Source organism: Neorhizobium sp. JUb45 (genome assembly GCF_004343585.1).
Taxonomy (GTDB): domain Bacteria; phylum Pseudomonadota; class Alphaproteobacteria; order Rhizobiales; family Rhizobiaceae; genus Neorhizobium.
This window is the reverse complement of sequence record NZ_SLYW01000001.1, coordinates 484,557-497,307: the sequence shown is the minus strand read 5'-3', so window position 1 is coordinate 497,307 and position 12,751 is coordinate 484,557. Positions and strand designations below refer to the sequence as shown.

Here is a 12,751-nt window from a genome sequence, read left to right as displayed (position 1 = left end):
AGACGCACGACTGCTGGATCCCGGCACAAGGCCGGGATGACGCATGCGAAGAAAACTACCGCCAGAAGCTCGGAATATTTTCCGCAAGCCGCGGCCCGATGCGCAAGGGCTCGATCTTTTCCGCCAGTCCCGTCGCATCGGAAATCTCGACGCCGACACCGCAGATCGTTGCCGGACCCGATGCCGCCTCGAAACGGCCCTTTGGCATTTTCGAAATGAAGCGGTTGAGCGGCTCTTCCTTTTCCATGCCGAGCGAGGAATCGTAATCGCCACACATGCCGGCATCCGACATATAGGCCGTGCCGCCGTTCAGGATCTGGTAGTCGGCGGTCGGCACATGTGTGTGGGTGCCGACGACAAACGAGGCGCGGCCATCGACGAAATGGCCAAAGCACTGCTTTTCGCTGGTGGCTTCCGCATGGAAATCGAAAACGATGACGTCGACCTGATCCTTCAGCGGTGCGGCTTCGAGGATCGCCTCGGCAGACTTGAAGGGGTCGTCGAGTTCCGGGTGCATGAACACGCGGCCCATGATGTTGGCGACGAGAACGCGCGCGCCGTTGCGGGCGTAAAATACGCCGGAACCCTTGCCGGGCGTTCCCGCGGGATAGTTGGCCGGGCGCAAAAACTGGTCGTGGCGGCCGGAGAAGCTGACGGCCTCCTTCTGGTCCCAGACATGGTTGCCTGTCGTCACCACGTCGGCGCCGGCATTGATGGTTTCCAGAAAGATGTCTTCGGTAATGCCGAAACCGCCGGCGGCATTCTCGCCGTTGACGATGACAAAATCGAGCTTCAGGTCGGAGACGAGGCCGGGCAGCTTGTCCCAGACGGTCGTGCGTCCGGTCTTGCCCACCATGTCACCGAGAAACAAAAGGCGCATGCTAATCCAATCTGTGCCTGCAAGGACAAAACGTACCGGGTCCGCCTCAGGCGAAGGTCCGGTAGCCGCTTTCCGTCAGGATCGCGTCCAGTCTGATGTCGTGAGGTTCTGCAGGCACTGATGCCACTTCCTGGCAGTCGAATGCAATGCCGATCAGCCGCGGATTTCCGCCTTTTTCGCGCATTTGGTGAATGGCGCGGTCGTAATAACCGCCGCCGTAGCCGATCCGGTTGCCAAAAGTGTCAAAAGCGGCAAGCGGCACCAGCATGATATCGGGCTGCAGAACCGCTTCGTGTTCGGCCGGGCCAAAGGTGCCGAAGCCCATGGAAATCAGCTCGGCATCGAGCCTGTATTCACGAAAAACGATGGTTTCCCTGTCGAGAATGGCGGGCAGACAGAGCCGCGCGTCTTCGTCGGCAAACGCCGTCATCAGCGGCCTGAGATCGACTTCCGAGCGGATCGGCAGGAAAACGGAGACAGTCGTGCCGGCAGGAACCGATATGGCACCAAGGCCATGCGCGGTGAGCGACCGGTTTTTCTCCAGTCGCTCGGCTGGCGGTATCGCGTCACGGGCGGCAAGCCGCCCGTTGCGTAAGTTCGCTTTTTCAGGCGTCGTCGCCATCAGTCCTGATCCGACGCCCGCGTCACCAGCAGCTTGTCGATGCGGCGGCCGTCGAGATCGATGACCTCGAAGATCCAGCCATGGGTGGTGAATTTTTCACCCAGTTCCGGCAGGTGCTTCAGTTCGTCGATGACAAAACCGGCAACGGTCTCGTAACCCGGATCCTCGTCGATCGAGATGCCCATCTGATGGCCAAATTCATCGACAGGCATCCAGCCGGCAACCAGATAGGAGCCATCGTCGCGCGGCACGATGGCCGGCTCATCGACTTCATCTTCCTGGAAGACACCGGTGATCGCTTCCAGCACGTCGCCGGAGGTGATCACGCCTTCGAAATGGCCGTATTCGTCATAAACGAGAACCATATGCGCCGGCGCCTTGCGCAGCGCCTGGATGACATCGAGCGCACCGGTAAGGTCGGAGACAACAGGGGCATCGCGCAGGATGGTCTTCATGTCGACGGCCTTGCCACCAGCCATGAAATCATAGGCATCCTTCACGAACAGAACGCCGATGATCTCGTCGGAACTGCCCTTGCGCACCGGCAGGCGCGAACGGTGGGTTTCGCGCAGCTGGGCACGGATCTCGTCCGGATCGTCCTCGGTGTCGATTACCTCGACATCGCGGCGCGGCGTCATCAGGCCGCGCGCGGTGCGGTCGGCGAGACGCATGACGCCGGAAATCATTTCGCTTTCGCCGCTTTCGATCACGCCTGCACTCTGCGCTTCGGCAAGAACGGTGCGGATTTCCTCGTCGGTGACGCGGTCTGCGCTCTCGCCGGTCTGGCCGAGCAGTTTCAGAACCGTCCGGCCGGAAAGATCCAGCAGGAAGACCAGAGGTGCGCCGATCTTCGACAACAGCCACATGGCCGGCGCGACACGCGAGGCGACGCCTTCCGGATTGCGCAAGGCGATCTGCTTGGGCACTAGCTCGCCGACGATCAGCGACAGGTAGGTGATGATGACGACGACGGTACCGACGCCGAGCCAGTCGGCGGCGTTTTCCGACATGCCCTGAAGTTCGAGCCAGCCGGTCAGGCGCGCGCCAAGCGTTGCGCCGGAAAAGGCGCCCGACAGGACGCCGACAAGGGTGATGCCGATCTGGACGGTGGAGAGGAAGCGGCCGGGGTCTTCACCCAGATGCAGCGCCGTGGCAGCGCCCCGGTTGCCCTGCTCGGCCATCACCCGCAGGCGGACAGGGCGCGAGGAGACGACGGCAAGTTCCGACATGGCGAGAACACCGTTCAAAACCGTGAGGCAGACCACGATGAGTATTTCGGTTAACAAGAGAAGCTCTCTTTTTTGAATGGAAGAATTGGGGATTGAAGGTTCCGGCTGAGGCGCGTGTGGTCTTGACCGCAGCAATCGTCACGCCGGAATGGAAAAAACTCCTGCGCAAAAGCGCAGGTCCGGCGTCTCAGCAATGTCGCACACAGCGTTCGGAAAACCGTCGCCGGTTCAGGGATGTCATGGTCCTGTATCCGTCAATATGGCGAGAACAATAGGGTTCCCGCACACGCTTGGCAATGGCTGGAGCGACACATGGTGTTTTTAGGAAAGATGATCAGCCCTGCAACGAGATCGGCAGCTCTGCGCGCGTCCCCACCGCGACCGGCACATAGGTCACGCCGGAGCCCAGAGTCGAGGCCATCGACTTGATGATACGGGTGCCAAGCCCGGTGCCTTTCGGGGCATCGCCATCGAGGCAGCCAATGCCGTCATCCTCGACTGCGAGCAACGCATGGGCATCGTCGGATTTCTTGAAAATCACCCGCACTTCGCCCTCCGAACCAGTCGGATAGGCGTATTTGATGGCGTTGGTCAGAAGCTCGGTCACGATCATGCCGACAGAGACGGCGCGGTCGGAGGACAGCGAGATCGCCTCGGCCTCGAGGCGGATCGACGGGCCCTTGTCACCCATCTCGACCGAGCGCTGCACTTCCTTGACCAGCGTTTCGAGATATTTGTCGATCTCAACGGTGCGCACGTCATCGGACGTGTAAAGGCTGCGATGCATGCCGGCGATGGCGGAGATACGCGCCTGCGTTTCCGTCAGCGCTTCCTTCACCTCGTCGCTGCGGCTGCTCGTCACCTGCAGGCGGATAAGGGCCGCCACCAGTGCGAGACTGTTGGCGACGCGATGGTTGACCTCGGCCAGCAGCACTTCGGCGCGTTCCTTGCCGATGCGGATCTCGGCCTCGGCCTTTTCCTTGGCGCGGCGCAGTTCGGCATTGGTGATCGACTGGCGGATGGCATTTTCCATCAGCGACCAGAACTCGTCGCCCACCGTCTTGATGACGTAATCGGCGGCACCGTTCTTGAGCGCATCGATGGCGATCGTCGCCTCGCTGGACCCGGTGACATAGATCACCGGCAGTTCGATGCCGCGTTCCTTGAGTCCGCGCAGCACATCCTGCCCGGTTTCAGCGCGCAAATAATGGTCGAGCACGATGGCATCGACACCACCGGCTTCGGCAAGCGCCAGACCGGTGGCGCCATCGACGGCATGTTTCAGCACATAGCCGGCGCGGCCGAGATACCGTTCCGCGAGCCGCCCGAGGGCGACGTCGTCATCGATGTAAAGAACGGTCTGCGGCATCGGCGCGATGGCCTTTTCATTCAAGGGATTTCGGGGATTTCAGGGGATCTGCATGACCGAGAAGAACAGTCCGAGCTGCCGGATGGCATTGGCAAAGCTCTCGTATTCCACCGGCTTGGTAATATAAACATTGGCGCCGAGATCGTAACAGCGCTGGATTTCGCGCTCGTCATCGGTGGTGGTGAGGATGACCACAGGCAGGCGCTTGGTGTGCTGGTTGGACTTCACCTTTTCCAGAATGTCGATACCCGACATGTCCGGCAGGTTGAGGTCGAGAAGGATGAGCAGGTAACGGCCCTGCGACGGATCGCCGGAACGGTCGGCACCGAGAATGTAGTCGAGCGCGGCCGTGCCATTGGTGAACGGCACGATGTCGTTGTTGACGCCGGCGCGGCGCACGTTCTTTTCGATGAGGCGGGCATGGCCTTCATCGTCCTCGATCATGACGATGGTGACTTCCTTACCGGCAGCTTTCATGACCCGTTGCTCCTGACATACTGGGACAAATCCACGGGCAGGCGGATCACGAATGTCGAGCCGCCCCCGAGCGTGGAGGTGACCGTAATGTCCCCGCCTAAATTTCTGACTAACGATCGCACGTGCGCAAGACCAATACCCTCACCGGACTGATCCTGCAAACCGGATCGGCGGAACAGCTCGAACACCCGCTCGTGATCTTCCGGCGCAATGCCGCGGCCATTGTCGGCGACCTCGATGCGAAGCGCCGAGCGGCCGACCGGATAGGCCCGCACCGACAGCGCCAGCGGCTTTTCCGGGTTGCGGTATTTGACGGCATTGTCGAACAGGTTGCCAAAAACCTGCTCCAGCGAAAAACGATCCGACACCAGATTTTTCGCCGCGTTGACGGCTATCTTGATCTCGCCGCCGGCATCGACGACCTGATGGTTGATCGACGCCGCCGTCGCTTCCAGCATATCGGAAAGATCGATCGGCTCTGGCTTCAGTTCGCGGCGTCCGTCGCGCGAGATTTTCAGGATGGCGTTGATCAGCCCATCCATCTTTTTCGTCGAAGACCGGATGAAGGATATCGCCTCGGGCAGATCTTCCTCGACGGCATACCGCGCCTGTTTGATCTGGTCCTCGCCCGGCATGCCCTCGGCCATCACATAGGCGCGGATATCCTTCAGCGTCGTCTCAAGCTCGCTGGTGAAGCCCATGATGTTGACGAGCGGCGCCCGCAGGTCGTGAGAAACGATATAGGCGTAACGCTGGATCTCGCTATTGGCGCGCATCAGGTCCTCGGTGCGCTCGTCGACGCGTTCCTCGAGGCCGGCATTGAGGGCTTCGACCTGTTGGCGCGCGCGTTGCAGGGCACGCACATGCTGGGCAACGATGAAGATGGCGCTTCCGACCAGCAAAACGATAACGAGACCACCGCCGATGCTGACCCATTGCAGGCTGGTGGATGACTGGCTGAGTTCGGCAATGCCCTGCGTCAGCCGCGTATCCATCACGCCGATAATGCCGGTGAGAATGCTCGACAGGCGATCCATGATCTGGCGGCCGGAATCGTTGCGGACAATGGCAACGGCACCGCGCACGTCATTATTGTTGACCCGCTCGAAGGTCGATTCCATCTCATTGATTTTTTCATCGATCAGCCTGCGCAATTCCCCAACAGGAACAGGCGCATAGGATTGCGCATTGCCTGCACGCTCGAGCTTGGCGAGCTGCTCGGGAATAGCGTCGCGCGCCTCGTTGAAACTGGTGAGAAAAGCCGGCTCGCGGGTGATCAGATAACCGCGCTGCGCAGTCTCGGCCGCCTGCACGCGCAAAAGAAGGTCGGCGGAATTGGTGCGCACGGCGCGCAGCCGCGTCACTTCGTTGAAATAGTCCGTGGTGTTCTGCGCCAGGAAAAACGACGACAGGACAATGCCAAGCATGATCACGCCACCGACCAGCAGCATGAGCAGCGACGAGCGCGCAAAAGTATTGTTCAGAATGGCCATAGTGTCGGTGGATCTCCCCGATCCCACAAATGGGGAGGATGGCAGGGAAGTCAAGCAGTTAGGGGCAGCAGGAGCAGGCATGCACCAATATCAGCGCACTTGATCTCGGCCGGAGGCTTTTTCAGCGAATTTCCTTGATGCATCCATGGTCACGGCAGAGTGGGTATTCGAACACCAGTGGATTTCGTCATTCATATGAATTACAAATACTCCGGAAGGAGATCCCCATGGCAGCGAACGCACTCATTCAGACACGCATTGATGCCGATGTGAAGGATCGCGCTGCGGCAGTTCTTGCCGGCATGGGCCTGACCGTTTCGGATGCGGTAAGAATTCTTCTCACCCGTACGGCGAATGAAGGTGCCATGCCTCTGGAACTCCTCAGCAATAGCGAGGCTTACGACAGCTGGTTTCGAGGCAAGGTCATGGAGGCATTGCAGGACCAACGCCCCGATATCGATGACGAAGAGGTGGAGGCTGTTTTTCGCCAGCGACGGGCAGCTGCACTCCGTAAGGCGGAGCCACACGACCGATGAAACTCGTTTGGGCGCAGTATCACGACAGAAACTTCCGCACGATATCGTCCTCCGGCTCCGAGCCGGTAAACTCGCTCAACAGCCGCTTGGCGATCTGTTTGCCTTCCCCGCTGACGAGTTCGATGCCACGCATGGCACATACCCGAACATGAGCGTTGTAGATGCGGTGCAATTGTTCCGGTGTGTATGTCCTGCCCTCTGTCATGATGGCGACATAGGGCGAAACCGCCTTTGACGCAGGGCATGGTCGGATAACATTTTTGGCAACATCTTCGGCTAGCGGCAAATACAGCCCGGCGAACCCGCCCCCAGAAGGAACGGGTACGTGCGAGCACGCAAAAATGGAAAATCAGGTGCGATCCACGGCAACCGATGGATGTTTACGATCCTGGGTGCCTACAAACGTAGGTGGGCGCCATATGTCCAAGCCCACGGGCCTGGCCAGGGACAGCTCCCTTTGGATCGAGTATGGCCCCAGGGATTGTGGTTCCTGTCGGGAAGCGCAGAACGCAAATGCAATATAGGCGGTCTGCGACGACATCGCCAGTGGCGGAAAGCGATTGCGCGCTGTTTTTATTCAAAGGCGGAAAACGGTCGCCACCGCCCTCGCCTCGCGCAAAACTCAGCCTTCGGCAGGCTCCGGCTGGCGCGACAGAAGTTTTGCAGAAATCGCCTGCAGCCGCGCCGTCAGTTCCTCGACGGCAGACACCATCAGCGCCTCGTTGCGCGCCTTGTCCTCGGCTGCGCCCTCACCGCTTGAACGCAGCGTGGTGATCTCACCCTGCAGGCTGTCGATCTTGCGGTTGAGTTCGTTCAGTTCGTCCATGATCATGATGCCGGCCATCACGGTGATCCTCAGATCGCCGATCTCGCCGAACTGGCTTTTCAGATGCCCGACATACTGGTCGAACCGGCCGGCCAGCATCTCGAGATGCTGTTCCTGGCCTTCTTCGCAGGCCATTCGGTAGGCCTTGCCGTCGATCGTTACCGTGACTTGCGCCATTGATGCTCAATCCCACTCTTTACCGATCGAGCACGGCGCGGATGGTTTCCATCGCCGTGACCAGACGCCGCGACACTTCGCGATTGACCTCTTCGAGCCGGTTGGCACGAAACTCCGACTGGTCGAGTTCCTGTGCCAGTCGCGCCCGATCGGCATGCACGCGGCGCACCTCGCCCTCGACTTCCGCGCCCATGCGTTGCCGCTCGATGCGTGCGTCGATTGCGTTCTCCAGCCCGCCAATGGCGGACTTCAGATCTGATATGGCAAATTCCAACGACTTGTCCGTCGGCATCTTCCGTCTTCCCGGTGCATGCAGGAAAGCGACGAATCGCAAGGTCCTGACTGTCCAACAGATATGAGAGATTATGCACCGGCTCGATGCGGGTCAATAAACCAGTGCCTTTACCAACCCGTCTATGTTGTGGATCGACAAGTTCTTTTAGCATCCGAAAACGACTGCACGACATTGAAGCAGGCTGCGTCGAAATGCGGCACTTGCAGGATTTCGCTATGCCCCCATTTGTTGACTTGCGCGATGCACCTGCTAAGGATCAGGCGCTCCCTTTACAGGGCCCGAAGGGCCTGCTGACCGACACTCGGACGATAGTGGATAAGCCATGACTTCTCGCGAACAAAATGACCGGATGGCAAATGCGATCCGTTTCCTTGCCATGGATGCCGTCGAAAAGGCGAATTCCGGCCACCCGGGCATGCCGATGGGCATGGCCGACGTGGCAACGGTGCTGTTCTCCAAATATCTGAAGTTCGACCCGTTGAAGCCGAACTGGCCTGACCGCGACCGTTTCGTGCTGTCGGCCGGCCACGGCTCGATGCTGCTTTATTCGCTGCTTTATCTAACCGGTTACCCGGACATGACCGTGGAAGACCTCAAGGGCTTCCGCCAGCTCGGCTCCAAGACCGCCGGTCACCCGGAATACGGCCATGCCACCGGCATCGAAACCACCACCGGTCCGCTCGGCCAGGGCATTGCCAATGCCGTCGGTATGGCGATCGCTGAGCGCAAGCTCGCTGACGAATTCGGCTCCGACCTGCAGGATCACTACACCTACGTGATCAACGGCGACGGCTGCCTGATGGAAGGCATTTCCCACGAAGCCATCGCGCTTGCCGGCCACCTGAAGCTCAACAAGCTGGTCCTCTTCTGGGACGACAACTCGATCACCATCGACGGCGCCGTATCGCTGTCGGATTCGACCGACCAGATCGCCCGCTTCAAGGCCGTCAACTGGAACACCATCCAGATCGACGGTCATGATCAGGCAGCGATTGCAGCCGCGATCGAAGAAGCCCACAAGTCCGACCGCCCAACCTTCATCGCCTGCAAGACCGTCATCGGTTTCGGCGCTCCGAACAAGGCCGGCAGCCACAAGGTTCACGGCTCGCCACTCGGCGCCGAAGAAATCGCCGCCACCCGCAAGGCACTGGGCTGGGAATACGAACCCTTCGTCGTTCCCAACGACGTCCTGTCAGAATGGCGCGCCGCCGGCACCCGTTCCGCTGACGCCGTCAAGGCATGGGAAGGCCGTCTCGAAAAGGCAGAAAACAAGGCCGAGTTCTCCCGTCGTTTCGCCGGCGACCTGCCGGAAGGTTTTGACGCCGCGATCCTCGACTACAAGAAGAAGCTGGCCGACACCAAGCCGACCGTTGCCACCCGCAAGGCATCGGAAGACGCGCTTGAAGTCATCAACGGTTTCCTGCCGGAAACCATCGGCGGCTCTGCCGACCTGACCCCGTCCAACAACACCAAGACCAGCCAGATGGTCTCGATCACGCCGTCCGATTTCGCCGGTCGCTACATGCACTGGGGTATTCGCGAACACGGCATGGCATCGGCCATGAACGGTATCGCGCTGCATGGCGGCCTGATCCCTTACGGCGGCGGCTTCATGATCTTTTCCGATTATTGCCGCCCGCCGATCCGCCTTGCCTCGTTGATGGGCATCCGCGTCATCCACGTGCTGACGCATGATTCGATCGGCGTCGGCGAAGACGGCCCGACTCACCAGCCGGTCGAGCAGATGGCATCGCTGCGCGCCATCCCCAACCTGATGATGTTCCGCCCGGCAGATGCGACCGAGACTGCCGAATGCTGGCAGATCGCCGTCTCCACCAAGGATCGTCCGTCGGGTCTGGCGCTCACCCGCCAGAACCTCACCGCCGTTCGCACCGAATATTCGGAAGAGAACCTGTCGGCCAAGGGTGCTTACGTCCTGTCCGGCAAGGCTGACGCCAAGGTGACGATCTTCGCTTCCGGTTCGGAAGTCGAGCTGGCCGTTGCCGCTGCCAAGACGCTTGAGGAAAAGGGCACGTCGGTTCGCGTCGTTTCCGTTCCCTCGACCGACCTGTTCTTCGAACAGCCGGACGCCTACCGCGCCGAAATCCTCGGCAAGTCGCCGGTCAAGATCGCCGTCGAAGCCGGCGTGCGCGACGGCTGGGATGCGTTCATCGGTCCGGAAGGCACGTTTGTCGGCATGAAGGGCTTTGGCGCTTCCGGCCCGGCCAAGGATGTCTTCAAGCACTTTGGCATCACGGCGGATGCCGTCGTCGCTGCCGCGCAAGCCAAAATTTAATTTCGAATGCCGCCCTAAATCAAAAAGGGCGGCATCTCTTCGGCCTATACAAAGGCCCCACCATTCAGGGAGAAAGCTTCATATGACTGTAAAGGTTGCCATTAACGGCTTTGGCCGTATCGGACGTAACGTGCTGCGCGCCATCGTCGAATCCGGCCGCACCGACATCGAAGTCGTTGCCATCAACGACCTCGGCCCGGTTGAAACCAATGCCCATCTTCTGCGCTACGACAGCATCCACGGCAAGTTCCCGGCCGAAGTGAAGGTCGAAGGCGACACCATCACCGTTGCCGGCGGCAAGCCGATCAAGGTCACTGCCGTTCGCGACCCGGCCCAGCTGCCGCATGGCGAACTCGGCGTCGATATCGCGCTCGAATGCACCGGCATCTTCACGAGCCGCGACAAGGCCGCTGCCCACCTGACGGCTGGCGCCAAGCGCGTCATCATCTCGGCGCCTGGCGACAATGCCGACCTGACGGTCGTCTTCGGCGTCAACCACGACCAGCTGACCAAGGACCACCTGGTCATCTCCAACGCTTCGTGCACCACCAACTGCCTGGTGCCGGTGGTCAAGGTTCTCGACGACGCCGTCGGCATCGATCATGGTTTCATGACCACGATCCACTCCTACACGGGTGACCAGCCGACGCTCGACACCATGCATAAGGACCTGTACCGCGCCCGCGCCGCAGCCCTGTCGATGATCCCGACCTCGACCGGCGCCGCCAAGGCCGTCGGCCTGGTTCTGCCGCACCTCAAGGGCCGCCTCGACGGCACCTCGATCCGCGTGCCGACCCCGAACGTTTCGGTCGTCGATTTCAAGTTCGTTGCCAAGAAGGCCACCACGGTTGCCGAAATCAACGACGCCATCAAGGCCGCCTCCAACGGCGCGCTGAAGGGCATTCTCGGTTACACCGAAGAGCCGCTGGTATCGCGCGACTTCAACCACGACAGCCATTCCTCGATCTTCGCGATCGACCAGACCAAGGTGCTCGAAGGCAATTTCGTGCGCATCCTGACCTGGTACGACAACGAATGGGGTTTTTCCAACCGCATGGCCGACACCTCGGTCGCGCTGGCAAAGCTTATCTGATCGAGCGACTTTGGATGACGAAAGGGGCGCGAAAGTGCCCCTTTTTTTATGCGCGGATTGCTGCGTTCCGAAGCGCGTCGATTTGAGAGGAAGCAAGCCCTCCTTCGTGACTATCACATGTGTAGTGTGGCGGTGCAGCGCACTCCCTTCGATCTCCCCCCATGTGGGGGAGATGTCACGATAGTGACAGAGGGGGGTGGCGACGTTGCGGCAAAGGCTGGAAAAGCGGCTGTTGCGCCAGGATTACCCCCCCTCTGCCCTGCCGGGCATCTCCCCCACAAGGAGGGAGATCGGCTGAACGGCACACTCTGCACTCCATATGCGCGTCCCGCTCTTTCGTAGGTCATCCTGCTCATATGCCAAGGCAGACCTCAGCCACCGCCCTCACCCGCACCTCCGCATACCCGCAAGCAGCAACACCACTGCAAAGCGCCGACCATTCACAACCGAGACAGGCCTTTCGCGTCACCCCCTCGGCAAAAGCCTTGCGCATGCGGGCGAGAAGTGCCGGATGCAGATCGATCCGCGCACCCGCCGACACCGTCATGTCCAGCAGCTCGCCGACATCGGCCGCCGCCTGCGCATCGCGCACCCGCACGCTGTCGCGAAAACAATGGGCATCCGGCGCACAGAGCAGCGCCGCACAGACATCGTCCGGCCCGTCGACAACCACGATACCCTCGCCCTCCGACAGCCGGCGGGCGATGCGATCGTAATTGTCGACGAAGGCCGGCGTGTATCCCTTGCCCACATAGGTGAGCAGGCAAAGGAGATGATGCGGACGAAGCCGAACCGTCATGCTGCGGCGCGCGCGCCTTTACGGGCCAGCACATGCAGCACTGCCGCACCCAGCGCGGATTTCAGCGCCGCACCGATCAGGAAGGGCAGCACGCCGAACAGAAACGCCTTTTCCGCGCCGATCATGAAGGCGAGCACGACACCACCGGTGGCAAGGCACAACAGGTTGGCAAACATCATCGCGACGAAGGCGAAAACCGGGCGGTGACCATTCCAGCCCTTTTCCGCCAGAAAGCCCGTCAGCGCTGCGATGATCGGGAAGGAAAACAGATAACCAGAGGTCGGCCCCATGAAGGGAAGCAGACCCGAAGCACCACCCGCCAGAACCGGCATGCCCATTGCAGCCTCGACAAGCCATGCAACAACCGTCGCCGCTCCCAGACGCCAACCATACAGCGCACCGATGAGGGTCACGGCAAAGGTCTGCATGGTGATCGGCACGGGCACCATCGGCACCTCGATATAGGACGACGCCGCCAGAATACCGGTGCCGAGCAGCACTGCCAAACCGCGCCAGACAAGCGAGGCATTCTGCAGATCAAGCGGGCTAAAAGCTGGGCGGGAGGTGTCGGTAGAAACGTAGCTCATATGGATCTCCAAATTATAGATAATTATCATAATCTATAGCTAATGAATCCACAGGTCAGCCGAATTGGCAAG

General features: G+C 60.5%; 13 protein-coding genes and 1 other RNA gene. 3 read left to right on the top strand and 11 right to left on the bottom strand.

What is annotated here, in order from left to right; all coding sequences use genetic code 11:
• Positions 1-55 precede the first annotated feature (55 nt).
• The 6 genes from EDF70_RS02275 to EDF70_RS02250 form a co-directional block, all read right to left on the bottom strand.
• A complete protein-coding gene (locus EDF70_RS02275) occupies positions 56-880 on the bottom strand; it encodes a TIGR00282 family metallophosphoesterase (RefSeq protein WP_132271621.1) in 825 nt (274 codons plus the stop codon).
• Between the two features lie 46 nt (positions 881-926).
• On the bottom strand, positions 927-1,502 hold the full coding sequence (locus tag EDF70_RS02270; RefSeq protein WP_132271620.1) for a 5-formyltetrahydrofolate cyclo-ligase: 576 nt from the start codon (positions 1,500-1,502) through the stop codon (positions 927-929).
• Positions 1,502-2,788 carry a hemolysin family protein gene (locus EDF70_RS02265; protein ID WP_132271619.1) on the bottom strand — a complete coding sequence of 429 codons (1,287 nt, stop codon included), beginning with the start codon at positions 2,786-2,788 and terminating at the stop codon, positions 1,502-1,504. Before EDF70_RS02265 ends, EDF70_RS02270 begins: the two co-directional genes overlap by 1 nt.
• A 277-nt stretch (positions 2,789-3,065) precedes the next feature.
• Positions 3,066-4,124, bottom strand: coding sequence for a histidine kinase dimerization/phosphoacceptor domain -containing protein (locus tag EDF70_RS02260; RefSeq protein ID WP_165931924.1), 1,059 nt, complete (start codon positions 4,122-4,124; stop codon positions 3,066-3,068).
• Positions 4,125-4,139: 15 nt separating this feature from the next.
• A complete protein-coding gene (locus EDF70_RS02255; RefSeq protein ID WP_132271618.1) occupies positions 4,140-4,577 on the bottom strand; it encodes a response regulator in 438 nt (145 codons plus the stop codon).
• Positions 4,574-6,070 carry an ATP-binding protein gene (locus EDF70_RS02250; RefSeq protein WP_207908212.1) on the bottom strand — a complete coding sequence of 499 codons (1,497 nt, stop codon included), beginning with the start codon at positions 6,068-6,070 and terminating at the stop codon, positions 4,574-4,576. The genes EDF70_RS02255 and EDF70_RS02250 overlap by 4 nt, the downstream gene beginning before the upstream one ends.
• 227 nt (positions 6,071-6,297) lie before the next feature.
• Between EDF70_RS02250 and EDF70_RS02245 the strand changes: the two genes are divergently transcribed.
• Complete coding sequence (locus tag EDF70_RS02245) at positions 6,298-6,606, top strand: type II toxin-antitoxin system RelB/DinJ family antitoxin (RefSeq protein ID WP_132271617.1); 309 nt, start codon at positions 6,298-6,300, stop codon at positions 6,604-6,606.
• Between the two features lie 353 nt (positions 6,607-6,959).
• On the opposite strand, the gene ssrS is transcribed toward EDF70_RS02245, so the two are convergent.
• The 3 genes from ssrS to EDF70_RS02230 form a co-directional block, all read right to left on the bottom strand.
• Positions 6,960-7,118: non-coding RNA, 6S RNA (ssrS, locus tag EDF70_RS02240), on the bottom strand.
• Positions 7,119-7,228: 110 nt separating this feature from the next.
• A complete protein-coding gene (locus EDF70_RS02235; protein ID WP_132271616.1) occupies positions 7,229-7,609 on the bottom strand; it encodes a cell division protein ZapA in 381 nt (126 codons plus the stop codon).
• A gap of 19 nt (positions 7,610-7,628) precedes the next feature.
• A complete protein-coding gene (locus tag EDF70_RS02230; protein ID WP_132271615.1) occupies positions 7,629-7,901 on the bottom strand; it encodes a DUF4164 domain-containing protein in 273 nt (90 codons plus the stop codon).
• 325 nt (positions 7,902-8,226) lie between these two features.
• Here EDF70_RS02230 and tkt point away from each other — a divergent pair, with 325 nt between their 5' ends.
• Both tkt and gap read left to right on the top strand, forming a co-directional pair.
• A complete protein-coding gene (tkt, locus tag EDF70_RS02225) occupies positions 8,227-10,200 on the top strand; it encodes a transketolase (protein ID WP_132271614.1) in 1,974 nt (657 codons plus the stop codon).
• A gap of 82 nt (positions 10,201-10,282) precedes the next feature.
• The gene (gene gap, locus EDF70_RS02220; protein WP_132271613.1) at positions 10,283-11,293 is read left to right on the top strand and encodes a type I glyceraldehyde-3-phosphate dehydrogenase; all 1,011 of its coding nucleotides are present in this window, start codon (positions 10,283-10,285) and stop codon (positions 11,291-11,293) included.
• Positions 11,294-11,645: 352 nt separating this feature from the next.
• Here gap and EDF70_RS02215 read toward each other — a convergent pair whose 3' ends face one another.
• Entirely contained in the window at positions 11,646-12,092 is a 447-nt protein-coding gene (locus EDF70_RS02215) for a DUF1284 domain-containing protein (protein WP_132271612.1), read from the bottom strand.
• Positions 12,089-12,679: a biotin transporter BioY gene (locus EDF70_RS02210; protein WP_132271611.1), complete on the bottom strand. Its 591-nt coding sequence runs from the start codon at positions 12,677-12,679 to the stop codon at positions 12,089-12,091. The genes EDF70_RS02215 and EDF70_RS02210 overlap by 4 nt, the downstream gene beginning before the upstream one ends.
• Positions 12,680-12,751 lie beyond the last annotated feature (72 nt).

What these genes read in the sequence shown, in the direction of transcription:
- EDF70_RS02275 (WP_132271621.1), bottom strand. Translation starts at nt 880, where the DNA reads ATGCGCCTTTTGTTTCTCGGTGACATGGTGGGCAAGACCGGACGCACG.
- EDF70_RS02270 (WP_132271620.1), bottom strand. Translation starts at nt 1,502, where the DNA reads ATGGCGACGACGCCTGAAAAAGCGAACTTACGCAACGGGCGGCTTGCC.
- EDF70_RS02255 (WP_132271618.1), bottom strand. Translation starts at nt 4,577, where the DNA reads ATGAAAGCTGCCGGTAAGGAAGTCACCATCGTCATGATCGAGGACGAT.
- EDF70_RS02250 (WP_207908212.1), bottom strand. Translation starts at nt 6,070, where the DNA reads ATGGCCATTCTGAACAATACTTTTGCGCGCTCGTCGCTGCTCATGCTG.
- EDF70_RS02245 (WP_132271617.1), top strand. Translation starts at nt 6,298, where the DNA reads ATGGCAGCGAACGCACTCATTCAGACACGCATTGATGCCGATGTGAAG.
- EDF70_RS02235 (WP_132271616.1), bottom strand. Translation starts at nt 7,609, where the DNA reads ATGGCGCAAGTCACGGTAACGATCGACGGCAAGGCCTACCGAATGGCC.
- EDF70_RS02230 (WP_132271615.1), bottom strand. Translation starts at nt 7,901, where the DNA reads ATGCCGACGGACAAGTCGTTGGAATTTGCCATATCAGATCTGAAGTCC.
- tkt (WP_132271614.1), top strand. Translation starts at nt 8,227, where the DNA reads ATGACTTCTCGCGAACAAAATGACCGGATGGCAAATGCGATCCGTTTC.
- gap (WP_132271613.1), top strand. Translation starts at nt 10,283, where the DNA reads ATGACTGTAAAGGTTGCCATTAACGGCTTTGGCCGTATCGGACGTAAC.
- EDF70_RS02215 (WP_132271612.1), bottom strand. Translation starts at nt 12,092, where the DNA reads ATGACGGTTCGGCTTCGTCCGCATCATCTCCTTTGCCTGCTCACCTAT.
- EDF70_RS02210 (WP_132271611.1), bottom strand. Translation starts at nt 12,679, where the DNA reads ATGAGCTACGTTTCTACCGACACCTCCCGCCCAGCTTTTAGCCCGCTT.